22 protein-coding genes and 1 tRNA gene are annotated in these 23,224 nt (G+C 71.8%); 9 read left to right on the forward strand and 14 right to left on the reverse strand.

The genetic code is table 11. The features are described 5' to 3' along the window. Nucleotides 1–348: 348 nt before the first annotated feature. Nucleotides 349–1,032, reverse strand: a complete 684-nt coding sequence (locus AB0G84_RS19510) for a hypothetical protein (RefSeq protein WP_361321792.1) — start codon at nt 1,030–1,032, stop codon at nt 349–351. Nucleotides 1,033–1,079: 47 nt separating this feature from the next. Between AB0G84_RS19510 and AB0G84_RS19515 the strand changes: the two genes are divergently transcribed. Then, a complete protein-coding gene (locus tag AB0G84_RS19515; protein ID WP_006607658.1) occupies nt 1,080–1,268 on the forward strand; it encodes a DUF5703 family protein in 189 nt (62 codons plus the stop codon). Nucleotides 1,269–2,328: 1,060 nt separating this feature from the next. On the opposite strand, the gene AB0G84_RS19520 is transcribed toward AB0G84_RS19515, so the two are convergent. The 3 genes from AB0G84_RS19520 to AB0G84_RS19530 form a co-directional block, all read right to left on the reverse strand. Next, nucleotides 2,329–3,138 (reverse strand): chaplin, encoded by an 810-nt coding sequence (locus tag AB0G84_RS19520; protein ID WP_361321795.1) that lies wholly within the window; start codon nt 3,136–3,138, stop codon nt 2,329–2,331. 184 nt (nt 3,139–3,322) lie between these two features. After that, nucleotides 3,323–3,556 (reverse strand): chaplin, encoded by a 234-nt coding sequence (locus tag AB0G84_RS19525; RefSeq protein ID WP_361321798.1) that lies wholly within the window; start codon nt 3,554–3,556, stop codon nt 3,323–3,325. Between the two features lie 205 nt (nt 3,557–3,761). Next, nucleotides 3,762–5,087: a M20/M25/M40 family metallo-hydrolase gene (locus tag AB0G84_RS19530; protein ID WP_361321801.1), complete on the reverse strand. Its 1,326-nt coding sequence runs from the start codon at nt 5,085–5,087 to the stop codon at nt 3,762–3,764. A gap of 307 nt (nt 5,088–5,394) precedes the next feature. Between AB0G84_RS19530 and AB0G84_RS19535 the strand changes: the two genes are divergently transcribed. Further along, nucleotides 5,395–5,482: transfer RNA gene (locus AB0G84_RS19535), tRNA-Leu, on the forward strand. 542 nt (nt 5,483–6,024) lie between these two features. Here AB0G84_RS19535 and AB0G84_RS19540 read toward each other — a convergent pair. From AB0G84_RS19540 to AB0G84_RS19550, 3 genes are read right to left on the reverse strand one after another with little or no spacing between them, the layout of a single operon-like run. Next, nucleotides 6,025–7,488: a hypothetical protein gene (locus tag AB0G84_RS19540; protein ID WP_361321804.1), complete on the reverse strand. Its 1,464-nt coding sequence runs from the start codon at nt 7,486–7,488 to the stop codon at nt 6,025–6,027. Continuing rightward, nucleotides 7,485–8,825 (reverse strand): AAA family ATPase, encoded by a 1,341-nt coding sequence (locus AB0G84_RS19545; RefSeq protein ID WP_361321807.1) that lies wholly within the window; start codon nt 8,823–8,825, stop codon nt 7,485–7,487. Before AB0G84_RS19545 ends, AB0G84_RS19540 begins: the two co-directional genes overlap by 4 nt. Beyond that, nucleotides 8,822–9,319, reverse strand: a complete 498-nt coding sequence (locus tag AB0G84_RS19550) for a hypothetical protein (protein WP_361321810.1) — start codon at nt 9,317–9,319, stop codon at nt 8,822–8,824. Before AB0G84_RS19550 ends, AB0G84_RS19545 begins: the two co-directional genes overlap by 4 nt. A gap of 106 nt (nt 9,320–9,425) precedes the next feature. Here AB0G84_RS19550 and AB0G84_RS19555 point away from each other — a divergent pair, with 106 nt between their 5' ends. The 3 genes from AB0G84_RS19555 (at nt 9,426) to AB0G84_RS19565 (ending at nt 11,757) form a co-directional block, all read left to right on the forward strand. Next, nucleotides 9,426–10,469: a pseudouridine synthase gene (locus tag AB0G84_RS19555; protein ID WP_361321813.1), complete on the forward strand. Its 1,044-nt coding sequence runs from the start codon at nt 9,426–9,428 to the stop codon at nt 10,467–10,469. A 174-nt stretch (nt 10,470–10,643) separates the two neighbouring features. Next, nucleotides 10,644–11,318: an HAD family hydrolase gene (locus AB0G84_RS19560; protein WP_361321816.1), complete on the forward strand. Its 675-nt coding sequence runs from the start codon at nt 10,644–10,646 to the stop codon at nt 11,316–11,318. 10 nt (nt 11,319–11,328) lie between these two features. Next, nucleotides 11,329–11,757, forward strand: a complete 429-nt coding sequence (locus tag AB0G84_RS19565; RefSeq protein WP_361321819.1) for an NUDIX domain-containing protein — start codon at nt 11,329–11,331, stop codon at nt 11,755–11,757. A gap of 120 nt (nt 11,758–11,877) precedes the next feature. Here the strand turns inward: AB0G84_RS19565 and AB0G84_RS19570 are convergent, their stop codons facing one another. Together AB0G84_RS19570 and AB0G84_RS19575 are read right to left on the reverse strand one after the other, a co-directional pair. Next, nucleotides 11,878–13,521, reverse strand: a complete 1,644-nt coding sequence (locus AB0G84_RS19570) for an ABC-F family ATP-binding cassette domain-containing protein (protein WP_361321821.1) — start codon at nt 13,519–13,521, stop codon at nt 11,878–11,880. A 311-nt stretch (nt 13,522–13,832) separates the two neighbouring features. Beyond that, a complete protein-coding gene (locus AB0G84_RS19575) occupies nt 13,833–15,275 on the reverse strand; it encodes a cytochrome P450 (RefSeq protein ID WP_361321824.1) in 1,443 nt (480 codons plus the stop codon). 209 nt (nt 15,276–15,484) lie between these two features. On the opposite strand from AB0G84_RS19575, the gene AB0G84_RS19580 reads away from it, so the two are divergent. Then, on the forward strand, nt 15,485–16,351 hold the full coding sequence (locus AB0G84_RS19580; protein WP_361321826.1) for a GNAT family N-acetyltransferase: 867 nt from the start codon (nt 15,485–15,487) through the stop codon (nt 16,349–16,351). Nucleotides 16,352–16,498: 147 nt separating this feature from the next. Here AB0G84_RS19580 and AB0G84_RS19585 read toward each other — a convergent pair whose 3' ends face one another. Continuing rightward, nucleotides 16,499–16,849: a hypothetical protein gene (locus AB0G84_RS19585; RefSeq protein WP_361321829.1), complete on the reverse strand. Its 351-nt coding sequence runs from the start codon at nt 16,847–16,849 to the stop codon at nt 16,499–16,501. Nucleotides 16,850–17,097: 248 nt separating this feature from the next. Between AB0G84_RS19585 and AB0G84_RS19590 the strand changes: the two genes are divergently transcribed. From AB0G84_RS19590 to AB0G84_RS19600, 3 genes are all read left to right on the forward strand, one after another. After that, nucleotides 17,098–17,505 carry a (2Fe-2S) ferredoxin domain-containing protein gene (locus tag AB0G84_RS19590; protein WP_361321832.1) on the forward strand — a complete coding sequence of 136 codons (408 nt, stop codon included), beginning with the start codon at nt 17,098–17,100 and terminating at the stop codon, nt 17,503–17,505. Nucleotides 17,506–17,718: 213 nt separating this feature from the next. Beyond that, complete coding sequence (locus AB0G84_RS19595) at nt 17,719–18,480, forward strand: response regulator transcription factor (protein ID WP_361321835.1); 762 nt, start codon at nt 17,719–17,721, stop codon at nt 18,478–18,480. After that, entirely contained in the window at nt 18,477–19,634 is a 1,158-nt protein-coding gene (locus tag AB0G84_RS19600; RefSeq protein WP_361321837.1) for a HAMP domain-containing sensor histidine kinase, read from the forward strand. Before AB0G84_RS19595 ends, AB0G84_RS19600 begins: the two co-directional genes overlap by 4 nt. Here the strand turns inward: AB0G84_RS19600 and AB0G84_RS19605 are convergent. The 4 genes from AB0G84_RS19605 to AB0G84_RS19620 all read right to left on the reverse strand — a co-directional run bounded on the left by AB0G84_RS19605 (nt 19,610) and on the right by AB0G84_RS19620 (nt 23,179). Continuing rightward, nucleotides 19,610–20,887 (reverse strand): MFS transporter, encoded by a 1,278-nt coding sequence (locus tag AB0G84_RS19605; protein WP_361321840.1) that lies wholly within the window; start codon nt 20,885–20,887, stop codon nt 19,610–19,612. The genes AB0G84_RS19600 and AB0G84_RS19605 overlap by 25 nt on opposite strands. Then, nucleotides 20,884–21,675 carry a helix-turn-helix domain-containing protein gene (locus AB0G84_RS19610; RefSeq protein ID WP_361321843.1) on the reverse strand — a complete coding sequence of 264 codons (792 nt, stop codon included), beginning with the start codon at nt 21,673–21,675 and terminating at the stop codon, nt 20,884–20,886. The genes AB0G84_RS19605 and AB0G84_RS19610 overlap by 4 nt, the downstream gene beginning before the upstream one ends. Before the next feature lie 168 nt (nt 21,676–21,843). Continuing rightward, nucleotides 21,844–22,530: a cytochrome b/b6 domain-containing protein gene (locus AB0G84_RS19615; protein ID WP_361321846.1), complete on the reverse strand. Its 687-nt coding sequence runs from the start codon at nt 22,528–22,530 to the stop codon at nt 21,844–21,846. Beyond that, nucleotides 22,514–23,179: a molybdopterin-dependent oxidoreductase gene (locus tag AB0G84_RS19620; protein WP_361322052.1), complete on the reverse strand. Its 666-nt coding sequence runs from the start codon at nt 23,177–23,179 to the stop codon at nt 22,514–22,516. The genes AB0G84_RS19615 and AB0G84_RS19620 overlap by 17 nt, the downstream gene beginning before the upstream one ends. Nucleotides 23,180–23,224 lie beyond the last annotated feature (45 nt).

Consider the following 23,224-nt stretch of genomic DNA (forward strand, 5'->3'; position numbering starts at 1 on the left):
GGGCCGCGCCACAAGCCCAAAGGGCCCAGTCACCCCGGCCACAAGCCCAAAGGGCCCAGTCACCCCGTAGGGCCCAGTCACCCAGCAGCAGCGCCGCGAGCCGTCACGCAGCAGCACCACCACAAGCCCAGCCGCATCCAGCGGCGCAGGGGCCGCACCGCGGGGCCGCACCGCCAGCCCAGCCCGCGGGAGCCATGCCGCAAACCAGCCGGGCAGGGCTCAGCCGCATAGGACCGCGCCGAACCCGGCTACCGGCCACCGGGCTGCCGGCTGTCGGGCTGTCGGGCTACCGGGCTACCGGGCTACCGGGCTACCGGGCTACCGGGCTACCGGGCTACCGGGCCGTTTCTACCGTTCCCGGTCGAGCGGCTCCAGCAGGTCGTCGCCGTCCAATTCCTCGTCGAAGACCGCGCTGACATCGAAGCGGCACACCACCCGCTGAGGGTCCGCCTGGTCGAACGGCGCGGAGAGCCACTCCCCCGGCTCGGCCGGGTCGTCGGCGGCGGCGACCCACAGCGTGGAGTCGCCCTCCTCCAGGCCGAACTCCTTGTGGCGGGAGGCGATCTCGTCGGGCTCGAACTCCCCGAAGAGGACCCCGAGAGCCGCGTGCACGCTGCTGCCGACCACCGCCGCGGCGTCGGCGCGTTCGGAAGCGTTGCCCACCGCCTCGTCGGCGGCGTCCGGGTCGAGGTCGGCGATGCGCTGGGCCTGATGCAGCAGCCGCTGCGGTTCGGCGACGGTGTAGTCGCGCCGGATCAGCACGCTCAGCGCACTGGGTTCGTCCGGGCCCGCGTAGGCGGGCAGACTGTCGCTTCCGGGGATCTCGAAGGGGGTGACTTCGTCGTAGGTGTCGTAGAGCAGCTCGTCATAGAGCTCAGCGGCCGCGGCGAGTTCGTCGAACGCGGCGTAGACAGCCGGGTCGTCCTGCCCCGAGCGGCGTTCGACCGCGTCGAGGTGACGGTCCAGCGCGGCTTTGACCGCCTCGGCGGCGGCACGTACCTCGGCAGCGGAAGGCTGCGCAGCATCAGACATAGTGCAGACGCTATCCGTACCGGGGCCGGTCCCGCACAATAGATGCGATGCCGGAATACGAATTCTGCGATGTGTACGTGCCACGGGGAGTGTCCCGGAAGGCCGCCACACGCCTGCTGACCGACCATGCCGAGTACGGACACTGGGAGTTGGACCGACTGCGTCTGAACCCGGACGGGAGTCGCAAGGTGCGGCTGCGCCGCCGGATCATTCGCCAGCTCCGCGCCACGTGGTGAGTGCCGTCGGCGACTGAGCGTGGTGGGGGATGATCAGCATGACGGGACCAGGCTTGGTGGAGCCGAGCGTGCCGGGGCTGAGCGTGGCGGGGCTGAGTGTGCTTGGGCCGAGCATGGTGGAGGAGGCTCGTCGGGACGGTACCCACGCTGGGGGCAGGCCAGCGTTGCAGGGCACGGGGCTCAGCGCTGCGGGGTGTGCCAGCGCTCCGGGGGCTCAAGCACAGCGGGGGCGACGGGGTCCGCTTGCTGGAGGGTGACGGGGTCCGGCCGCTGGGGGCGCCGGGCCGACGCTGTGGGGCGCCTGCGGGCGGTTGCCGATTTCACGTGCCGTAACGCCCCGATAGCGCATGGTGCGGCGGGCATCTCTCGCACGCTCCGCCTCTCGCGGTCCTGCCTGTCCCCACCCACCCCGTCCATGCTGCCCGTGGCCATGGCCGGCAGCGCCCCGCGTCCGCGTCCCCATCAAGATGTCCGGCCCTGTGGGGTGGCGTTCAGCCCCTCTGTGGGGGGCGACGCTTCCCTTCCTTCGGTGCCCTTCAGCAGCTTCTTTCGAATGTTGGGGGCTTCTTTTGGTGTGACGAGCCCTGCCTTGGCGTCCGGGGCCTGTGCCGGTGCCTGTGCCCCGCCGGACGGGGCTGGACGGGCGGTTGGAGAGCGGGCGGGAGCTGGGCGGGCGCCGGACTGCTGGCTTGCTCGGGCGCGGGTCTCAGAGCCGCGTCGCGGGTCTCAACGTCGCGTCGCCGGTCTCAAAGCCGCATCGTGGGTCTCACAGTCGCATCGTGGATCTCAGAGTCGCGTCACGGGTCTCGCAGTCGCGTCGTGGATCTCAGAGTCGCGTCGTGGATCTCAGAGTCGCGTCGTGGGCGGGTCTTGGCCGCGGGGCGCTCTTTTCGGGGCGAGGCACTGTGTGGTGCAGGTGCCTGCGTCCCCGGCTTCGGGTGTCTAGGTTGTGGCTGCTGGGGGGGATGCCCGAACGTCTGCCTTCTGACGGCCGAACCCCCGCCACTGCCGGGAAGGCAGTGACGGGGGGATCGGTGGGGGTGCGGCGGTGACGCAGGGGCTACCGGCGGGCCGTGCGGGCCCTGCGGTAGAGCACGGCGCCTCCGAGGAGGAGGGCGGCGCTGGCCGGCACCGCATAGCCGATCGACCCGGCACCGGTGTGTGCGAGCTGCTGCGGCGCGGCGGGCTTGGCCGGCGTCGCGGTGTGGCTGTGCGGCGTGGTCTGCGGCCGCGTGCCGTGCTCATGGGTGCCGGGGGTCTGCGGGTGGTGCGGCTTCCCCGGGTGGTGCGGCTTGCCCGGCTGCTCCGGCTTGCCCGGGTGGTGCGGCTTACCGGGGTGGTGCGGGTGGCCGGGGTGGTGCGGGTGGCCGGGGTGGTGGGGCTGCCCCGGGTTGTGCGGGTGGCCCGGAACCGACGGCGAGGCGTTGCCGCAGCCGTTGCCGAAGGCCGGGTTGAGCAGGCCGACGACATCGACGGTGTTGCCGCAGGCGTTGACCGGTACGTCGACCGGTGCCTGGACGTGGTTGCCGGAGGCGACGCCGGGCGAGTTGGCGGTTCCGCCCGCGGCATTGGCGCCACCGTGGTGGCCGCCGTGGTGCTGTCCGCCGGTCGCTCCGCCGTGGTGCCCGCCGACGTTGGCGCAGTTGTTGCCGAACGCGGGGTTGAGGAGCCCGACCACGTTGACGGTGTTGCCGCAGGCGTTCACCGGGATGTGGAGCGGGACTTGGAGGTTGTTGCCGGATCCCACGCCGGGTGAGTTGGCCGCGCTTCCGGCGGCCCCCGCATCCGCGTGTGCGTAGCCGGCTGCCGCAGCGAGTACGCCGCTGGCCGCCGCCATGGTGATCAGGCCCTTTCGTGCGACCTGTCTCATAGGTTGTTCCCCTGCCTAGTGTGTTACCGGAATGCGTGCGAGTAGCGGTCCCAAGGAGAGAGCCCTGCGATCCACCCGCCCACCGAAATACCCAGAGACTCCGGAATGCGAGGCGTGCATTCCGAGGCCCGATCCGGATCGGACCGATACGGGTGCAGGTACAACGCCAAAGGGCGTCAGAAAGTCACTTGTTGACGCAGTAGTGGCCGAAGGTGGGGTTGAGCAGCCCGATCACGGAGATCGTGTTGCCGCAGGCGTTCACCGGAACGTGTACCGGCACCTGAACGACGTTGCCGGACGCGATGCCAGGCGAGTGCACGGCTGCGCCCTGGGCACCGGAGTCGGCAGCGGCCAGGCCGGCGCCGGCGAGCAGCAGCCCGCCGGCGGCCGTCGCAGCAGCGACGATCTTCTTGATCATTGTTCCTCCTTGTAGGCAAAAGCGATCCCAGCCGCGGACCGCTACACCCTGCAACGAGGAATAGACCGTTGAAGCTACGAACACATCGGGGCTTTCACTCTTTTCAGCGAAGCCGGCGCGAACGGCAGGAAATCCGCGCCGAATTCAGGTCCACACCCTTCCGATGCGCACCGGGACCGGCAGGGGCGCCGGAGCGGAAACGACCTCAGCTCTGTTCGATGAACCGGTCGAGCACCCGCACCCCGAACTTCAGTCCGTCGACCGGGACCCGCTCGTCCACGCCGTGGAACATTCCCGCGAAGTCCAGTTCCGGCGGCAGCTTCAGCGGGGCGAAGCCGAACCCGCGGATCCCGAGGTCGTCGAAGGACTTGGCGTCCGTACCGGCGGAGAGCATGTACGGCACCGCGCGGGCGATCGGGTCCTCCGCCTGGAGGGCGGACTGCATGGCGTTCACCAGGGCGCCGTCGAACGTCGTCTCCAGGGCCTTGTCGGCGTGCACGTCCTCGCGCTTGACGCATGGCCCGAGGATCCGGTCCAGGTCGGCGAGGAACTCCTCCTCGTATCCGGGCAGGAACCGTCCGTCGACGTGTGCGGTGGCCTGGCCGGGGATGACGTTGACCTTGTAGCCGGCGCCCAGCTGCGTGGGGTTGGCGGTGTTCCGGAGTGAGGCGCCGATGAGCTTGGCGATGCCGCCGAGCTTGGCGAGGGTGTCGTCCATGTTCTCCGGGTCGAGTTCGGCGCCCAGGGCGTCGCCGAGTTCGTCGAGGAAGACCCGGAGCGTTTTGGTCACCCGGACCGGGAACTCGTGGCGGCCCAACCGTCCGACGGCCTCGGAGAGTTCGGTGATCGCATTGTCCTTGTGGATCATCGAGCCGTGACCGGCGGACCCGTCGACGGTCAGCTTCATCCAGTGCATGCCCTTCTGGGCCGTCTCGATGAGGTACAGCCGCAGCTGTTCGTTGACCGTGAAGGAGAAGCCGCCGACCTCGCTGATCGCCTCCGTCACCCCCTCGAAGAGCTCGGGGTGGTGGTCGACGAGGTAGCGCGCGCCGTAGGTGCCGCCGGCCTCCTCGTCGGCGAGGAAGGCCAGCACGATGTCGCGCGGCGGCTTGCGTCCGGTGCGCAGCCGGTCACGGACGACGGCCAGCGTCATCGCGTCCATGTCCTTCATGTCGACGGCGCCGCGGCCCCACACGCACCCGTCGGCGATCTCGCCGGAGAAGGGGTGGTGGGTCCAGTCTTCGGCGTTGGCCGGTACGACGTCGGTGTGCCCGTGGATGAGCAGCGCGGGCCGTGAGCGGTCCTCGCCCTCGATCCGGGCGACGGTCGAGGCGCGGCCCTTGTGGGACTCGAAGATCTTCGGTTCGAGTCCGACCTCGGCGAGCTTCTCGGCGACGTACTCGGCGGCGGCGCGCTCGCCCGGGCCCGAGTGGTCGCCGTAGTTGCTGGTGTCGATCCTGATCAGGTCCCGGCACAGGTCGACGACCTCGTCCTCGCCGGTGACGGTACGGGCCGGCTGCGACTCGCTCATGCCGAAACCTCGCTTCGCTCGGCTCCGCATGCGCGGGGCTGGCACCTTTCCTCGGTTCGCTGGCGGAGCTCGCTCACGCTGCCTCCTCTGGGTTCGCGGCCGCGTCCGCGCCCGGGGGGCGCTCGGCGGCGGGGGGTCCATGACCATCCTCCACCCGTTGGGTGCTGCGTCCCAAGGCCGCAATGCGCCGGACATCCGCTGGTCACGGGGTCGCCCTGGGCCGGATGTAGGGGTGATCGACCACCCCTGAAGGTTTGCTATTGTTTTCCACGTCGGAACGGCCCGGGGCCGCAACGACAGACACCTTGTCCGGGTGGCGGAATGGCAGACGCGCTAGCTTGAGGTGCTAGTGCCCTTTATCGGGCGTGGGGGTTCAAGTCCCCCCTCGGACACCAGCAGAAACCCCAGTTGACCTGGGGTTTTTCTGTTTCTCGGGCCCTTGCGCGACCAACCGTCGAGCGATCCCGTTGGTCAGAACGGGGTGGCAGACCGGGGCGACCCGTACGGGGGCGGCCAAGTCGGCGCGCGCTGTCCTCCCACGTGTGCCCGTCGCGGGCTTTGGTGGAGCCCGGTGAGTGGCCCCGGAGGTTCGCGGCGCTGCTACGCGGATTCCCCCTACGGATCGTTCGTGGCCTCTGCCGTGTCCAGGGGCGGGGCCCCGAAGCCCTCGGGCGGGAGGGAGCCAGGCGCGCAGGGGCACCACCCGGCCGACACCCTCACGGGATCTTGTGGTCGGCTTTCCCCGACCCCATCGACGAGCGTGGGATTGGCCACACCTTGGTGGAACTGCGCTCGGATCCGCGCCGATGAGTGCGTCGCGCATCGTCCGGATGAAGGGTGGCGCGCCCCGGCGGTAGTGCCCCGTCTCGCCGCTTGCGGGTGGATCGACCCCCATGACGGAGGCCCGAGGGCTTTGGGAGCCTGGGCAGGCAGGCTCTTACGGCTGGACCTTCGGCACCCCGCCCTTGCGGCCGATCGAGAAGGCGATTCGGTACACGTCCGGGAGGTCGATCCGGCCGTCCTTGCGGCGGCGCATCACGCCGAGGGCGATCAGCTCGTCGATCAGACGAAGGTAGTCATCCGGGTAGCGCGGCCCGGTACGGACCTCCGCCCCGGCCCCACCCGAATTGGCCCGGGCCGCCTCCCTGCCCAGGGTGGACGTCAGGTCGGATGCCTGCCAGAGGTCGAGTACAAGTCCCTGGTCGATCGGCACCTGCTGGCCTGCCAGCGGTGCGATGACGGTACGCACCCACGGCATGTCCTCGCTGATCTCATTGACGCGGGTCTGCGAGGCGGATTGGACGCCCTTCCGTATGCCCTCGTGGTAGATGGCGTACAGATGGCTCGCGTACTTTCCTCGTGTCTCGTCCACGGCCATGCTCAGCGCGTTGAGGAAGCTGCGGGGACTCACCTGCTCGACGCCGTCCATGAGGTGGTTGGGCAGCCACGTATACGTGATGCCCTTGCGGTAGTTGGCTCCCATGTACGGGCCGGCCAGCTGGCTGAAGACCGATGCCTGGATCTGCTCGTCACCGAGCAGCGTGGCGGGAAGCAGGTGCCGTCCTGCGTGTTCGGTCCAGCTGCCTGTCCAGGAGCGGAATTTCATGGACTCGGCGCTTTCGTGGTTGCCGAGGTAGTGGAAGAAGAGACCGTACAGATTGGTGGTCGTCCACTGGAGACTGGCGGCGTTCGACGTCAGTTTCGACGCATCGGGGAAGTGGAGGAGCGCTCCATCGAACATGTCGGGCCGGATGAAGATCTTGCACCGGATGTTCTTGGTGCTCAGCCGCATCTCCAGAGCGAGTTGGAGGATGCCGGCGACAAGCCGGTCTGCCTGGATGCGGTCCCGGTGGAGGTGCTCCAGCGCGTCGAAGAGGACCAGGTGCGTGATCGCGTCCGACTGCGCCTGCTTGTCGGCACGGGCGACGGTCCGGTCTCGCGCCCCCGGATTGGCCTGCACCCAGGCGATGCGGTCCTTCCACTCCATGTTGCCGTGGAGCTCGGGCTGCCCGAGTGCCACGAGCAGCACGGCGTTCCACAGGTCATAGGCGCGCACGCCGCGGTCCACCAGGTTGGCCAGCTCACCGGCTCCCGGGTACAGATCGGGGTCCAGCATGGCGCTGTACCCCGGCGAAACCTTCAGGTTCCGAAGCCGCTCGATGCGGTACTCCTCCGCGGCGACTTCCCGGAGTTGATCGTCGAGCAGGGAACGGCACCAGAACGTCTTGCCCACGCCACGGCCGCCCCGCACCACGGTGGTGTCCACGTGCAGCGCGAGGCGATGTGAGTCGGGGGTGAAGAGATTGAAGCGCGTAGGTTCGACCGTATCCGCGTCCTGTGCGGGGGGCAGCGCGGCGACCAGCAGGTTCCGGTAGTCCTCGGCTTCGAGCGGGGCGGTCATCGCGGTCCTTCGATCATCAGGTTGGTGACGGTCTTCAGGAAGGAATCGTACGCGGCACGAACGAAGGCGCGGTCGTCCCAACCTGGCGTGGTGACAGCGTCAAGGCCGACGAGTTCGATGGCAAACAGGATCGGAATGGGCGAGTGCGGCGCTGAGCCGTCCTCCGGGCTGGGGTTGAAGCCCGTATTGCCATCGACGAGGTCGTCATAGAGGACGGAGAAGCATTCCCAGGCATGGTCCCGGAACGTCTCCAGGTAGGAAGCACGATCGGCGTCCGGGACCATTGAGGCGACCATTCTCAGTTTCTCCCGGATCTCCGGCGCCTGGCCCGAGGAAAGCCAGGCCGTGAAGAGGGCTCGATATCCCGCCCAGGTCTGGCCGTTGTCGCTGCCGAAGAGCAGGGCGAGGTCGCAGAGGCGTGAGATCGCAACGGCGGCGATGTCGTGGATTCCTGCCCGGCTGTCGAGGAGCACGACGTCGGGACGGCGGCTCTCCCTGGCTACTGCGTCCTCGCAGGCGTGGACCGCCGCTTCCAGCCGGTCCGCGAAACTGCCCTGACCGTGGCCGGGCACATCGGCGTAGACACGGTTGAGCTTGTCGACGTAGGCGTACTCGGTACCGGGCGCCCCTCGTCCCCGGGCGGGGGCTACCCAGAGCTCGCCGTTGTTGGGGAGGTGGAAATGGGTGGCCTGGGCGACGAGGTCGAGGCCTTCCTCGTTGTGCAGCGCCGATTCGACGAGTTGGTCGATGATTCCGTACTGGGGTAGCTGCTCCTCCGCGACGAGCAGCGGGCCCGCGCCGGGAGACTCAAGGTCAAGGTCGACGACGAGAACGCAGTTGCCCTGCCCGGCGAGGTGCTTGGCCAGCATGAACGTTGCGGTCGAGCGGCCGACACCACCCTTGAATCCGTAGAGCGCGGTGCGTGCGGTGCGCACTCCCCCGGACTCCGCCTCCGGGGTACTCACCCGGGCCCAGTCGCCGCCGACGACGGTGTTGTCGAGCCAGCGGATGCTGCCGTGGCCTGGTTGGGCGACGTAACCGAGTTCGGCTGCCGCGCGGGGCGACGCGAAGTATGCATCCGGTTGGAAGAGGCCGGAAGCGAGGAGCAGGGGCCGGTCCGCCGCGTACGGACCGAGGGTGTTCTTGAGGCGCTCACGCCACGTCGCTGTCTTGGCCGCGTCGAGTCCGCCGGACCGGTCGTCCAGGAGCAGGGAGATCCGGCCGAGAATGTCCCGCACGAGCAGTACGTCGACGCCGGAGGCAGCCGTGTCGAGGGCAACGGCCAGCGCGAGGGGCCGCGCCTCGTCGAAGCGAACCGGATCGGGTGGGAAGGTCACGTGAGCACTCCGTCTATGAGCGCCTGCTCGTGCAGGCCGAGAATCCGTTCTGATGCCGCACGACGAGCTCGCACATCGGCCTCGTGCACAGAGGATCCGTCGCTGTAGCGGTCATGCACGCTCCACGTGGCGAACGGCGACGACGCCGTCAGAATTGCCGACAGGGCGCTTCCGGTGCGGCCGCGGAGCAGGAGCGTCGCGTCGGATATGACGTCTCCCGTATCGGACCACGCTTCCGGGAGATGCTCGATATACCTCTGCTTACCGCTCTGCTGCGGGATGTACGGCTTCTTGGTCGGCTGGCCGCCCGGTTTGACCGGGGCCACCGAAACCTGGGTGTACCGCAGCATGAGGCTCTTCAGGGCGCATTCCACGGAGAAGCCGAAATGGTGGTCCGCATTGGGCAGTCGGCCGTCGTCGTGCAGGTAGACCGCATCGTTGTGGTGGCGTAACGCGGCGCTCGCGTAATGGTCTTCCTTCGAAGTCTCAGGCACAGACTGATCTTATGGGTGCCGCCTCGTGGCGGCAGGCGGCATCGGATATCCGCACGGGTACCGGCCCGGCTTGAAACCACCGCCCGACCGGGGTTCTCTTGCTCCCATGAGACGTAGATCGCCGGTTCCGCCTGCTCCGCTTCCGCAGCGTGAGGGGATCGATCCGGTACGGGTGCGGTTGCCGGCCGATCCGGACGGGGTGTGGGGGACGGTCGGGGAGCATTTGCGGGACCGGTTCGCGGGGGCGGTCGGGGCGGCGCGGGTGGCGGAGATGTTGCGGGCGGGGCGGTTCGTCGGGGTGGACGGGGCGCTGAGCGGGGGTGAGCCGTACTGCGCCGGGCGGTATGTGTGGTTCCACCGGGATTTCGTGCCAGAGGTACCGGTGCCGTTCGAGGTGGGGATCGTCCACCGGGACGAGCGGATCGTGATCGCCGACAAGCCGCATTTCCTGGCGACGACGCCGCGGGGGCAGCACGTCACCGAGACCGCGCTGGCGCGGCTGCGGCGGGATCTGGGGCTGCCCGCGCTGCAGCCGGCGCACCGGCTGGACCGGTTGACGGCGGGGCTGGTGCTGTTCGTGGTGCGGCCGGAGGACCGGGGTGCGTACCAGGGGCTGTTCGCGGCGCGGCGGGTGCGCAAGGAGTACGAGGCGGTGGCGCGGTACGAGGCGGGGGTGGCGCTGCCGGTGACGGTGCGCAGCCGGATCGTGAAGGAGCGGGGGGTTCCGGCGGCGCGGGAGGTGCCCGGTGAGGTGAATGCGGTCAGCCGGATCGAGCTGGTGGAGCGGCGGGGCGGGCTGGGGCGGTACCGGCTGTTGCCGGCGACCGGGCGTACGCATCAGCTGCGGGTGCATATGAGCGGGTTGGGGCTGCCGATTCTGAACGATCCGTTGTTCCCGATGCCGGACGAACCGTTGTTCCCGGTTCCGGACCGTCGATTGTTCCCGGGTGGCGGGGGCGCGGGCGCCGGGGGTGTGGTGGGGATGGAGGGGTTCGGGGAGCCGTTGCAACTGCTGGCTCGGGTGCTGGAGTTCCGGGATCCGGTGGATGGGCGGGAGCGGCGGTTCGAGAGCGGGCTGCGGCTGGCAGCGTGGGACTCCTGTCGTCGGGAGCCCGGCACCGGCGGGCCTGGTGAGGGGCGTTCGGACTGAGGGTGGCGCCGGTCGTCCGGCGCGCTGTGGGGCTGCTGCGGCTGTTGTCGTCCCTGTGCTGGTGGCGGGGTGGGCCGGGGTGCGGTGGCCGGGGGCGGAAATCGCGGTGCGGGTGCGCGGTGGGGGTTTGTAGGGTGCGCGGGTCGGTGCTGAGTGGGAGGGGCTGGTGGGCGGATGCTGATCTTCGACGCGGATGACACGTTGTGGGAGAACAACGTGATCTTCGAGCGGGTCATTGACGAGTTCCTGGCGTGGGTGACGCCGCCGGGCGGGGACCGGGCCGGGGTGCGGGCGGTGCTGGACGGCATCGAGGCGGCGAACGCGGTGACGTTGGGGTACGGCAGCGCGGTGTTCCTGCGCAGTCTCGGGGAGTGTGTGGAGCGGCTGCGGGGGCGGGCGGTGACGGCGGCGGAGTCGGCGCGGATCGCCGGGTGGGCGGCGGCGTTCGGCGGGGACGGCGTGGAGCTGATTCCCGGGGTGGCCGAGACCCTGGCGGAGTTGGCGCGGCGGCATGAGCTGCTGTTGTTGACGAAGGGCGACACCGAGGAGCAGCGGCGGAAGGTGGCGGCGTCCGGGCTGGGCGGGCACTTCCGGGGCGTGCACATCGTGCCGGAGAAGGACGTCGTCACCTATGAGGAGCTGATCCGGGCGTACGACCTGGTGCCGTCGTCGGCCTGGATGATCGGGAATTCCCCCAAGTCGGATATTGTGCCGGCCCGTTCGGCCGGTCTGAATGCGGTGTTCATCCCGAACGTCCACACCTGGGTGTTGGAGGACGAGGTACTCGACCCGGGTGATGACAAGGTGCTGCGGCTGTCGGCGTTCGACGAGCTGCTGCGGCACTTCTGAGGAGGGCGGGGTGGCGCGTGTGGGTCGGGTGACGGGGCCGGGTGTGTCGTGCGTCTTCGTGTGTCATGACGGCGCGGGCCGGGTGCTGCTGGCGCGGCGGAGTGCCGGGGCCAGGGACGAGCCGGGGTGCTGGGACTGCGGGGCCGGGGCGCTGGAGTTCGGGGAGGAGTTCGAGGCGGCGGTGGCCCGGGAGGTGGCCGAGGAGTACGGCGTCCGGCCGCTCGGCATCGAGCAGCTCGGGGTGCGCAATGTGCTGCGGGGCGATCCGGTGGTGTCGCACTGGGTGGCGGTGGTGTTCGCCGTCCAGGTGGATCCGGGGGCGGTGCGGATCGGTGAGCCGCAGAAGTTCGATGCGCTGGGCTGGTTCGCGCCGGGGGCGCTGCCGGCGCCGCTGCATTCGCAGTGCGGGGCGAGTCTGGCGCTGTTCGTCGGCCGGTGAGGCGGTCGGGCCGGTGTGGCGGTCGGGCCCGGTGAGGCGGTCGGGCCCGGTGAGGCGGGCCGGCCGGCGGGGGCCGTGCGGTACGGTCCCCGCCGGTGGCCGGGTGGGTGTGGCGGTGGGTTACAGGGGTGCGGTGTCGGTCAGTTCACCGTCTTGGAGGGCGAGCCAGCGGGTGATGCCGAGGTCGCGGAGGAACGGCAGGTCGTGGCTGACGATCAGCAGCGCGCCTTGGTAGGAGTCCAGGGCGGTGACGAGTCTGCGGACCGAGGCCAGGTCGAGGTTGTTGGTGGGCTCGTCGAGCAGCAGCAGTTGGGGGGCCGGTTCGGCGAGCATCAGGGCGGCGAGTGAGGCGCGGAAGGCTTCGCCGCCGGAGAGGGTGCCGGCGCACTGGTCGGCGCGGGCGCCCTTGAAGAGGAAGCGGGCGAGCCGGGCCCGGATGTGGTTCTGGGTGGCGTCGGGGGCGTAGCGGGCGACGTTCTGCGCGATGGTGAGGGTGGGGTCGAGGACCTCCAGGCGCTGGGGCAGGAAGCGGTGCGGGACGTGGGTGTGCGCGGTGCCGGACGCGGGTGGGATCTGCCCGGCGAGGGTGCGCAGCAGGGTGGTTTTGCCGGAGCCGTTGCGGCCGGTGAGGGCGATGCGTTCGGGTCCGCGGACCTCCAGGTCGGCGCGGGCGCCGTAGCGGGTGCGGAGGGCGTCGAGGGTGAGGACGGTGCGGCCCGGCGGGACGGCGGTGTGGGGCAGGTCGATGCGGATCTCGTCGTCGTCGCGGACGGCTTCGGCGGCTTCGTCGAGGCGTTCCTGGGCCTCTTTGAGGCGGTCGGTGTGCAGGGCGCGGTGTTTGGCGGCGGAGACCTGGGCCTCGCGTTTGCGTGCGTTCATGACGATCTTCGGTTCGCGCTTGGTGGCGTTCATCTTGTTGCCGTAGCGGACCCGGCGGGCCAGTTTGACCTGGGCGTCGGCCAGTTCGCGCTTCTGGCGCTGTACGTCGGCCTCGGCGACCCGCACCATCCGCTCGGCGGCGTCCTGTTCGACGGCTAGGGCCTGTTCGTAGGCGCTGAAGTTGCCGCCGTAGGCGTGCACGCCGTCGGGCCTCAGGTCGGCGATCCGGTCGACGAGTTCGAGGAGTTCCCGGTCGTGGCTGACGACGATGAGCGCTTTGGACCAGCCGCGGACGGCGGTGTACAGCCGCTGGCGGGCGGCCTGGTCGAGGTTGTTGGTGGGTTCGTCGAGCAGCAGCACGTCGGGGCGGCGCAGGAGGAGCGCGGCCAGCCGGAGGAGTACCGATTCGCCGCCGGAGACCTCGCCGATGGTGCGGTCGAGGTCGATGCCGGGCAGTCCGAGCTGGTCGAGGGTGGCGCGGGCGCGTTCCTCGACGTCCCAGTCGTCGCCGACGGCGGTGAAGTGCTCCTCGCGTGCGTCGCCGCTTTCGATGGCGTGCAGGGCGGTGCGGGTGTCGGCGATACCGAGGACCTGGTCGACCCGCAGGTGGGTGTCGAGGTGGGCGTGCTGGGGGAGGTAGCCGACCTCGCCGGTGACCTTGAGGCTGCCCGTGGTGGGGGCCAGCTCTCCGGCGATGATCCTCAACAGGGTTGACTTTCCTGCCCCATTGGTGCCGATGAGGCCGGTGCGGCCGGGGCCGACGGTGAGGTGGACGTCGTCCAGGACGGGGCTGCCGTCGGGCCAGTGGAAGCCGAGTCCGGTACAGACGAGGGTCGCCGGGCGGGCCGGGCCGGTGGGGGATGCGGAGTGGGGGGTTCTGGACAAAGGGGTCTCCTGGGTGCGCGGGTGGGTGTGCGGGACTTGCGCAGGGAGACACCGCGGGAGACGCCGAGGTGCGCCGGGGTACGCCGGTTGCGGGTACGCCGAGGTCGCGGACGACGCCGCGCGATGCAGGGCATGCGCGGACGCGGTGTCAGGCGGACCTCAGACGAGCAACGGCCTTCTCCAATCGGCGGCAATGGGACCGGGAATGACAGTACGGGGGTGACCGCCAAAACGCAAACGCTATTTTCGTTGCGTTTAGGGTGGGCCTGTCGCTCCAGGCCCCCTTGTCGGCGCTCCCGGCCCCTCCGGGCCTACTCCCCCGCTCCTGCGCCCGCCGTCGTACGGGGGTGGAGCCGCACTCGGGCCGGGCCGGTGGCCTGGAGGGTGATCCCCGCCGCGACCGGCACCTGCTCGTCAACCGCGGTCAGTTCGTAGGCGCGCAGCAGCATCGCCAGTGCCAGCACCGACTCCAGCATCGAGAAGTGCTGGCCGATGCAGGCGCGTGGCCCGCCGCCGAACGGGAACCAGGCGTAGCGGTGCCGGCCGGCCTCCCGTTCGGGCGCGAAGCGGCGCGGGTCGAAGCGCTCGGGGTCCTCCCACAGCGCCGGGTTGCGGTGGGTGACCCACGGCGCGACGACCACATCGGCGCCGGCCGGGATGCGGTGGCCGCCGATCTCGGTGTCCGCCACCGCCCGGCGGCTGACGACCGGCGCCGCCGGGTACAGCCGCATGGACTCCTTGAGCGCCTGGGTCAGGTACGGCAGCCGGTCCAGGTCCGCGGCGGTGGGGGTGCGCTCCCCCAGGACCCGGTCGATCTCCTCGCGGACCGCGGCCTGTTCCTCCGGGTGCCGGGCGAGGAGGTGGAGGGTGAAGGCCAGGGAGGTCGCGGTGGTCTCGTGGCCGGCCAGCAGGAAGATCAGGACCTGCTCGCGGACCTCCTTCGCGTCCAGCGAGCCGTCCTGCTCGTTGCCGGCCGCGGCGAGGAGGGCGAGCAGGTCGTCACCCTGGGCGGGCGCCGCGCCGTCCGCCGGGCCGGATGCGGCACGCCGGGTGGCGACGATGCGGTCGCACAGCGCGTTGAGCTCGTCGGTGGCGGCCCGGGCCGTCCGGTTGGCGGGGGTGGGCCAGCTGCGGGGGATCTTCACCGGGACGTAGGCGCGCTGGACGACGTAGGCGTTGATGACCGGTGCGCAGCGGTGGATGGCCGCCACCGCCTCCTCGGCGTCCAGGCCGAAGAGGATCCGGGCGACGGTGCGCAGCGCCAGCCGGTTCATCTCGGGGACCAGGTCGACGGTGCCGTCCTCGGCGGTGCGCCAGCGGTCGACGGTGGTGGCGGCCTCGGTGGTCACGGCCGGGGCGTAGCCGTCCACCCGGCGCTTGGTGAACAGCGGCTGCACCAGCCGCCGTTGCCGGAGGTAGTCGGCGTCCTGGCTGGTGAGCAGGCCGTTGCCGAAGGACTGCCGGACCTCCTCGTACAGCGGGTGGTCCTTGCGGAAGGTGGTGGCCTGGGAGGCGAGGATCTGCTGGACGCCCTCGGGGGAGAACACGGCGTAGAACACGCTGCGCAGCCCGGGCGGGCCGGCCTGTAGGCGGACCACGTCGCCGTGGGCGCGCTGGGCGTCGAGGAAGGTGGCCAGGGAGTCGCGGCGCAGGTCGAGCAGCGAGCCGAGGAGGGGGAGGCCGGCCGGCCCGGGGATGGCGGTCGGCGCCGGGGATCCGGGCTGGCGGTGGGACGGGGGCTCGGTGAGGGGCATGCCGGATGTCTATCCCGGTCGGGCACCGGTCCATGCCGCCGGGGCGCACCGGATGTCCGGCCGGGGGAGGCCAGTTGCCCGGCGGGCGCGCCGGTTGGTCGGCGGGGGTGCGCCTGGGTCCAGCCTGGCGCGCCGGTTGGCCGGACAGGGAAGGCCAGTTGCCAGGCGGGGCGGTGCGGAGTGTCGGTGCGGCGGTGTGTGATTGGGGTATGGCGATGGTGTTGGGCAAGCCGGGAGTCGATGGGCTGGGCGGGGCTGTGGGCGTGCTGCGGGAGTGGCAGTACGACGGGGCGCCGATGCAATTGCATCCGGGGGACCTGGGCTGGTTCTGGCGGTCCGGGGCGGAAGCGACCGCCGCGGCGGTCAGGACGTGGAGCCGGGACGGACGGATCCTCGCTGTCGGGCTGCTGGACGGTCCCGGGCTGTTGCGGCTGACGATCGCGCCGGACGCTCAGGGGGACGAGGAGTTGGCGCGGCAGTTGGTTGCGGACGTGACCGGGCCGGAGCGCGGTGTGCTGCCCGAGGGGAGGGTGAGCGTCGAGGCGCCGACGGGTGCGCTGGTCCGGGATCTGCTGTTCGAGGAGGGCTGGAACACCGATGAGCCGTGGACGCCGCTGCGCCGTGACCTCACCGAGCCGGTGGAGGACCCGGGCGTGCGGATCGAGGTGGTCGGGCCGGAGCAGGCGCACCTGCGTACCGCCGTGCAGCGGGCGGCGTTCGACGGGTCGACGTTCGCCGACGAGCACTGGCGCGCGATGGCGGCCGGACCGCCGTACGCCGACGCCCGCTGTCTGGTGGCCTTCGACGAGCGGGGCCGTGCGGTGGCGGCGGTGACGGTGTGGTCGGCCGGTCCGGGCCGGCCCGGGTTGCTGGAACCGATGGGCGTGCACCGGGAACATCGCGGTCAGGGCTACGGCAAGGCGATCACCGTTGCCGCGGCGGCCGCACTCCAGGAGCTGGGCTCGTCGAGCGCGCTCGTGTGCACCCCGAGCTCCCATGTCGGCGCCGTCGCCACCTACACGTCAGCCGGCTTCCAGCCACGCCCCGAGATCCGGGACCGGTACCGGGACGCCTAGTGCCGTATCAGGCAATGCTTGCCCTGTTGCGACGTGACGTGCCGTTCGGATACTGGCTCGGGCGGCGAGGTGTTGCAGGCAATGCGGGTGGTAGAACGACGCGCCAGCGAGAGCGATAACGCTGAAGCGTGACGTCCGCTGGTTCCGCTACCGACGGGCGGTCTCCTGCACGCTGAGCAGCAACCCGTCCTCCATTACGGCAGTCACCACCCGCACGCCCACGACGGAGCCGTCCACGATGTGGCGCTCCAGGAACCGGTACACCTCGGGGGTGATACTGGTGACTTCCTCGACCTGGATCGACAAGCCAGGCTGGCTGCCGCCCGCACTACGCAGGGATTCTCGCAGCGTCTCAAGGCCGAGGATCGCTCCCTCTGTCGTCACGAGCACGAAGGACTCGTGGTGTGCGCCCAGGAATGCGTTGAGACTTTCGGCCTCTCCGTCCCTCAGCCACGCAGTCAACTGATCGTGGTGTCGAGCCAAGAAGTTTCCGTTCATCCCTCAACTGTGGCAGCTGATGCCTACCGAACCGACGGCTGGGGAGCGCTATCGCACCAGGACGAACGATGGCTGATGCAGCACTAGGTGTGCTGTTCGGAGCTTCGTGGGCTCGCGGGGTCCCCTGTGGTCACACTCCCGTCGTTCGCCCGGAGGGCCGGGTGGACGAGACGGGGCGGGGCGGGCGGGGCGCCGGGCCCGGGGAGGCCGTCGAGAAAGGCCATGAGGTGCCCCGTACCATGGGCCGGATGATCAACAAGCCTGCCCGCAAGGCGAAGTCCGCCGGCGGGGCCCCGTGCCGGGTCACCGTGTGCCGGGGCTGCTGCTGTGGTGACGCAGCCAAGATCCCCGGGGTCGACCACACCGGGCAGATCCCCCGGCTGCGGGCGGCCCTGGAGGGCGCGGCGCCGGTGCGGGCCTCGGAGTGCCTGGACGTCTGCGACCAGGCGAACGTGGTGGTGGTCCAGCCATCGGCGGCGGGGCGCGCGGCGGGCGGGCGCCCGGTCTGGCTGGGTCTGGTCAACGACGACGACGCGCTGGCGGACATCGCGGCCTGGATCCGGGCCGGCGGCCCGGGCCTGGCGGAGCCGCCCGGGGTGCTCGACTTGTACGCGATCACAGTGTCACGGCGGGTGCGGGAGGGGCTGGAAGGCTGAGCCGCCGGGGCCTTGAAGGTCCGGCGGCCCCCGAGCCCGGCAGAAACCGCAGCCCCGACCGTCGACGGACCCCCGACGGCCGACCGGCCCCCGACCGTCACCCGAGTCCGGCGGTTACCGGAGTCTTACGGGAGGGGGCCTGGGTGCGCAGGGCCAGCGGTACTGGTGTTGGGTGGGGGCATGAGCCATCTCCCGGGAGGGGACGCTGACGCCGTGCCCCCCGTAACGCCGCCGCCCGCGCCCCGGCCCGCGTCCGGACCGCCGCGCCGTGTCCTGGTGGTGGAGGACGATCCGACCGTCGCCGAGGTGGTCACCGGCTACCTCTCCCGCGCCGGGTACGCTACCGAGCACGCCGCCGACGGCTTCGCCGCGCTCGAACGGGCCGAGGCGTTCCGCCCGCATCTGGTCGTGCTCGACCTGATGTTGCCGGGCCTGGACGGCTTGGAGGTGTGCCGCCGGCTGCGGCCCGCGGACGGCGGGCCCGCCGTCCCGGTGGTGATGCTGACCGCGCGCGGCGAGGAGGCGGACCGCATCCTCGGCCTGGAGCTGGGCGCGGACGACTACGTCACCAAGCCGTTCAGTCCGCGGGAGCTGGTGCTGCGGATCGGCTCGGTGCTGCGCCGTGCGGAGGCCGCGCCGCCGGCCGCCGCGCCCTCCGCCGTGCTGCGGGCCGGTGAGCTGACCGCGGACCCGGGCGGCCGGCGGGCCGACCGTGCCGGTCGGGAACTCTCCCTGACCGCCCGCGAGTTCGACCTGCTGGCCTTCTTGATGCGCAACCCCGGCCGGGTCTTCTCCCGCGAGGAGCTGCTACAGCGGGTCTGGGGGTGGGAGTTCGGCGATCTGTCGACGGTCACGGTGCACGTCCGGCGGCTGCGGGAGAAGATCGAGACGGACCCGGCGGCGCCCGCCCTGGTCACCACGGTGTGGGGCGCCGGCTACCGCTTCGACCCGGCGGGAGGCGAACCGGCATCATGACGGACTTCCTGGTCATCGTGGCCCTGGCGGCGGGCGGCGCGGCACTGGTGGGGCTGCCGGCCGCGCTGGCGGTGCGGGCGCTGCGGCGGCGTTCGGTGGCGCTGTCGCTGTTCGCGGTGGCGGCGCTGGCGGTGGCCGCGATGGCGGCGGGGACGGTGGCGGTCGCCCAGGCGATGTTCCTGTCCGGGCACGACCTGGGCGTGGTGATGGCCGTGGTCGCGGTCTCCGGGACGGTGTCGCTGGCGGCCGCGCTGCTGTTCGGGCGGCGGATCGCGGCGGGCAGCCGGGAGCTGGCGCGGGCGGCCCGTACGGTTGGCAGCGAGGGCGGTTTCCTCGCGCCCACCGAGCCGCCGACCGCCGAACTGGCCGCGCTGTCACGGGCGTTGGAGGAGACCAGTGCCCGCCTGGCGCAGGCGCGGGAGCGGGAGCGGGCGCTGGACGCCTCGCGGCGGGAGCTGATCGCCGGGATCTCGCACGATCTGCGTACTCCGCTCGCCGGGCTGCGGGCGATGGCCGAGGCGCTGGAGGACGGGGTCGCCGAGGACACCGCGCGCTACCACGCCCGGATGCGGACCGAGGTGGACCGGCTGGCGGCGATGGTCGACGACCTCTTCGAGCTCTCGCGGATCCAGGCCGGGGCCCTGGCGTTGAGCTTCTCGCGGGTGTCGGTGTACGACCTGGTGGACGATGCGCTGGCGGGGGCCGGTCCGCTGGCGCGGGCGAGCGGGGTGCGGCTGGTGGACGGTGGGGTGGTACCGCTTCCGGTGCGGGTGGACGCCCAGCAGATGACCCGGGTGCTGGGCAATCTGCTGGTCAATGCGATCCGGGCGACGCCGGCCGACGGCACCGTCGCGGTCAGCGCCCGCCAGGAGGCGGGCCGGGTGGTGCTGTCGGTCGAGGACGGCTGCGGTGGGATCCCCCCGGAGGACCTGCCGCGGGTCTTCGACACCGGCTGGCGCGGCGGCAGCGCCCGAACTCCGCGCAGCGATGGTGCGGGCGGCGCCGGGCTCGGGCTGGCCATCGTCCGCGGCATCGTGGAGGCCCACCAGGGCCGGGCGACGGTGCACAACGCCGGGGCGGGCTGCCGGTTCGAGATCGTCCTGCCGGCGGCGCCGGCGGCGGGCCGGGCTCAGGGGGAGCCGGCGACGGGCTGAGCGGCCGGTTCGGCGCCGGTGGGGCGGGTGGGCAGGTCGCGGACGGTGCGTACCGGGGAGCAGAGCAGGACGAGGGCGGCCAGCGGCACCCCGGCCGTCATGATCCACATGGCCGGGCGGACGCCGAGGGCGGAGCCCAGCGCACCGCCGAGCAGGGCACCCAGCGGCAGGGTGCCGTAGTTGAGGAAGGCGCTGCTGGCGATCAGCCTGCCGAGCAGCGGTGGCGGGCAGTAGCCCTGCTGGAAGCCGACCTTGAGGATGTTGCCGGCCACCACTCCGGCCGAGACGCCGAAGCTGCCGGCGACGAAGAGCAGGGCGCCGGGGCCCGGAGCGGCCAGCGGAATCAGCAGGGCGGTGGTGGGGACGGCGAGTTCGAACAGCAGCATGGCGCGGGCGGTGCCGATCCGGGCGGCGGTCTGGCGGACGACGAGGGCGCCGGCGATGCCGCCGGTGCCGGCGAGCGCCAGCAGCGCGCCGACCGTGCCGGGCGCCAGGCCGGCCTCGCGGACCAGGAAGACCGTCACCAGCGACTGGTACCCCATCAGGGCCAGGTTGGAGGTGGCGCCGAAGAGCGTCAGGGTGCGGAACCACCGGTCGCCGGCGACCAGCCGTACGCCCTCGGCGATCTCTGCGGTCAGGGTGCGCGGGGCGTCGCCCCGGGTCCGGGGGTGCGCCTCCCGGTGGCGGATGCGCAGCAGGCAGAGCAGGGCGACGAGGAAGGCGCCGGCGTTGCCGAGCAGTCCGTTGGCGGCGCCGGCGAGCTGGGCGATCAGGCCGCCGGACGCCTGGCCGGAGAGCTGGGCCGCGGAGGCGCTGCCGTGCAGGAGGGCGTTGCCCTCGGAGCGGTCGGCGGGGGCGAGCAGCGTGGGGAGGTAGGCGCTGTAGGCGGTCTGGAAGATCACCGCCGCGGCGCCGGCCAGCAGGGCCACCGCGCTCAGCGGGCCGAGGCCGAGCCAGCCGGCCCGGGCCGCCACCGGCACCGTGGCGAAGAGCACCAGGGGCACCGCGGCGCCGACCAGCATCAGGGGGCGGCGGCGCAGCCGGTCCACCCAGGCGCCGGCCGGGAGGCCAATGAGCAGCCAGGGCAGCCAGCCGCAGGCGCTGAGCAGGCCCACCGCGAAGGGCGAGGAGTGCAGGGTGGTGACGGCGATCAGCGGCAGGGTCACGGTGGAGACCGCCGCGCCGAACTTCCCGGCGGTCTCCGCGCACCACAGCAGCCGGAAGTCGCGGTGCCGGCGCAGCAGCCCGCTCACCGCTCGCCGCGTTCCCGGCGCGGGAAGGACTGCAGTTGGACCAGGACCGGGCGGGCGGCGGCCTCGTCGGTGACGTCCTGTCTGGCGGTGCCCGACGCGGCGGCGTCCGGCACCGTGGCACCCTCCGCGGCGGTGCCCGGTACGGCGGCGGCCCCCTCCGCCGGCACGATGGCACCCTCCGCGGGGGCGGTGGCTCCCTCCGCCAGGGCAGTGGCACCCTCCGCGGAGTGGTCCGCCGCGGTCCGGGCCGCCTCCCGATGACGGTCGATGACCTGTTCCAACTCGGCGTTGAGAGCGGCTAGTTGGGCCGGGGTGAGCCGCAGGTCGGAGCGGCGTATCAGGCATCCGGCGTCGCGCCACTCGGGCGCCCAGTCCTCGGCGAGGTAGCTGGTGACCTGCTCGAAGTCCCGCTGGACGGTCTCGTGCAGATAGACCGTCAGCGCGCCCCGGGTGTCGGGGTCGTCGCGGAAGTCGTTGGTGTCCAGGCGGCGAGACGCCCGCTCCGCCCGCCACCAGCGCTCGCGCCGGGTGCCGCGGCCGGTCTCCTCCTCGATGAAGCCGTGGCCGGCGAGGTGGCGCAGGTGCCAGCTGACCGTGCCGGTGTTCTCGCCGAGGCGGCGGGCGAGTCCGGTGGCGGTGTCCGGGCCGTCGAGGGTCAACAGGTCCAGGATGCGCATCCGCAGCGGGTGGGCCAGGCCGCGCAGGCTCCGGGCGTCGATGCGGCGCACGGGTCGGGCGCCGGGCGGAGCGGGCCGGGGCGGCTGCGGCGGTGCAGTGTCCTCCGTCATGGCGGCGACCCTACAGTTGCAGAGACTCCTCTGCACAGGGTTCGCTGCAGAGGGGTCTCTGCGATGCAAGTACGGCCTGGGGAAGGGGCGTTGGGTTGGGAGGTTGGACCGGGACGTTAGGCAGGGAGACGTTAGGCCGGGACGTTAGGCAGGGACGTTGGGCACGCGCTAGCGCGGGGCGCCGTCGTCCTCGTGCTCCCAGAGCGGGTGCTCGCGGCGGGCCCAGCGGGCGTCCACCGACCCGGTACGCATCCCACGGCGGGACTCGGGGTCCCGGTAGGCCTTCCCGATGTGCCCGGCGATCACGAGGATCACGGCGAGGGCGAGCCAGTCGTGGACGAAGGTGGCACCGGTGCGCCAGGCCAGCGGTGCGATGGGGGTGCCCCCGGGTCGAGCGAAGCCGAGAGCTTGGGGGAGGGTGAACCACATCAGCAGGCCGGTGCCCGCCATCACCAGGACCGCGCCGGCGATCCAGGCGGCGTAGAGCTTCTGGCCGGCGTTGAACTTCCCGGCCGGACGGCCGCCCCGGCGGCGCAGCGCGGCCCGCAGCCAGTGGCGGTCGTGCGGGCCGAAGCGGTTGAGCCGGCGGAGGTCGGCGCGCAGCGCGCGGGAGGCCAGGCCGAGCAGCAGCGGGGCGGGGAGCAGGATGCCGGACCACTCGTGGACGGTGACCATCAGGACGCGGCGGCCGACGAGTTCGGCGAGGAAGGGCAGGTAGAGGCAGCCGGCGGTGAGCACACAGACCGTCATCAGGGCAGCGGTGGTGCGGTGCACCCAGTGTTCGGCGGGGGTGAAGCGCAGGATGCGGGCGCCGGCCGCGGTCCCGGCCGCGGCCCGCTCAGACGGTCGGGACATCGTCGCGTCCGTTCGACCGGCCGACCCAGGCGTCGACGTCATATCCGAGCTGCTCCCAGTATCCGGGCTGGACGTGGTCGGTGACGGTGATGGTGGAGAGCCACTTGGCCGACTTGTAGAAGTACATGGGCGCGACGTAGAGGCGCACCGGCCCGCCGTGGTCGTGGCCGAGCGGGCGGTCCTGCATCCGCAGGGCGACCAGGACGTCGTGGCGGCGGGCCTGTTCGAGGGTGAGGGACTCGCTGTAGGCGCCGTCGAAGCAGGTGAAGCGGACGGCTTTGGCCTCGGGGCGGACCCCGGCGGCGTCGAGGAGGGTGGCCAGCCGTACGCCCTCGAAGGGGGTGTGGGGCACCCGCCAGCCGGTGACGCACTGGACGTCGCGGACGAGCCGGGTCTGCGGCAGGGCGCGCAGGTCGGCCAGGCGGTAGCTGGCGCGGTGGCGCACCAGGCCGTCGACGGTGAGGCGGTAGCTGCGTTCGCCCTGGTGCGGGACGGAGCCGGTCACCGAGTAGTAGCGGAAGCCGCCGCCGGCCGGGAGCAGCCCGGACAGGCCGGTGGGGTCCTTCTGGGCGGCGGCGCCGATGGTGCTGTCGTAGGCGCGCTGCAGTACGGGGCTGGCGGCGATGCCGGCGGCGCCGGCCGCGAGCATGCCGAGCACCACCCGGCGCCCGACGGGGGTGCCGTGGCCGTCCCT

The sequence above is a fragment of the Streptomyces sp. NPDC020742 genome (assembly GCF_040641675.1).
Lineage (GTDB): Bacteria > Actinomycetota > Actinomycetes > Streptomycetales > Streptomycetaceae > Streptomyces.

Bases quoted from the DNA above. Each gene is read 5' to 3' on its own strand.
- AB0G84_RS19540 (WP_361321804.1), bottom strand. From the start codon at position 7,488: ATGACCGCCCCGCTCGAAGCCGAGGACTACCGGAACCTGCTGGTCGCC.
- AB0G84_RS19520 (WP_361321795.1), bottom strand. From the start codon at position 3,138: ATGAGACAGGTCGCACGAAAGGGCCTGATCACCATGGCGGCGGCCAGC.
- AB0G84_RS19560 (WP_361321816.1), top strand. From the start codon at position 10,644: ATGCTGATCTTCGACGCGGATGACACGTTGTGGGAGAACAACGTGATC.
- AB0G84_RS19525 (WP_361321798.1), bottom strand. From the start codon at position 3,556: ATGATCAAGAAGATCGTCGCTGCTGCGACGGCCGCCGGCGGGCTGCTG.
- AB0G84_RS19555 (WP_361321813.1), top strand. From the start codon at position 9,426: ATGAGACGTAGATCGCCGGTTCCGCCTGCTCCGCTTCCGCAGCGTGAG.
- AB0G84_RS19590 (WP_361321832.1), top strand. From the start codon at position 17,098: ATGATCAACAAGCCTGCCCGCAAGGCGAAGTCCGCCGGCGGGGCCCCG.
- AB0G84_RS19585 (WP_361321829.1), bottom strand. From the start codon at position 16,849: ATGAACGGAAACTTCTTGGCTCGACACCACGATCAGTTGACTGCGTGG.
- AB0G84_RS19620 (WP_361322052.1), bottom strand. From the start codon at position 23,179: ATGCTCGCGGCCGGCGCCGCCGGCATCGCCGCCAGCCCCGTACTGCAG.
- AB0G84_RS19510 (WP_361321792.1), bottom strand. From the start codon at position 1,032: ATGTCTGATGCTGCGCAGCCTTCCGCTGCCGAGGTACGTGCCGCCGCC.
- AB0G84_RS19600 (WP_361321837.1), top strand. From the start codon at position 18,477: ATGACGGACTTCCTGGTCATCGTGGCCCTGGCGGCGGGCGGCGCGGCA.
- AB0G84_RS19515 (WP_006607658.1), top strand. From the start codon at position 1,080: ATGCCGGAATACGAATTCTGCGATGTGTACGTGCCACGGGGAGTGTCC.
- AB0G84_RS19575 (WP_361321824.1), bottom strand. From the start codon at position 15,275: ATGCCCCTCACCGAGCCCCCGTCCCACCGCCAGCCCGGATCCCCGGCG.
- AB0G84_RS19530 (WP_361321801.1), bottom strand. From the start codon at position 5,087: ATGAGCGAGTCGCAGCCGGCCCGTACCGTCACCGGCGAGGACGAGGTC.
- AB0G84_RS19615 (WP_361321846.1), bottom strand. From the start codon at position 22,530: ATGTCCCGACCGTCTGAGCGGGCCGCGGCCGGGACCGCGGCCGGCGCC.
- AB0G84_RS19580 (WP_361321826.1), top strand. From the start codon at position 15,485: ATGGCGATGGTGTTGGGCAAGCCGGGAGTCGATGGGCTGGGCGGGGCT.
- AB0G84_RS19610 (WP_361321843.1), bottom strand. From the start codon at position 21,675: ATGACGGAGGACACTGCACCGCCGCAGCCGCCCCGGCCCGCTCCGCCC.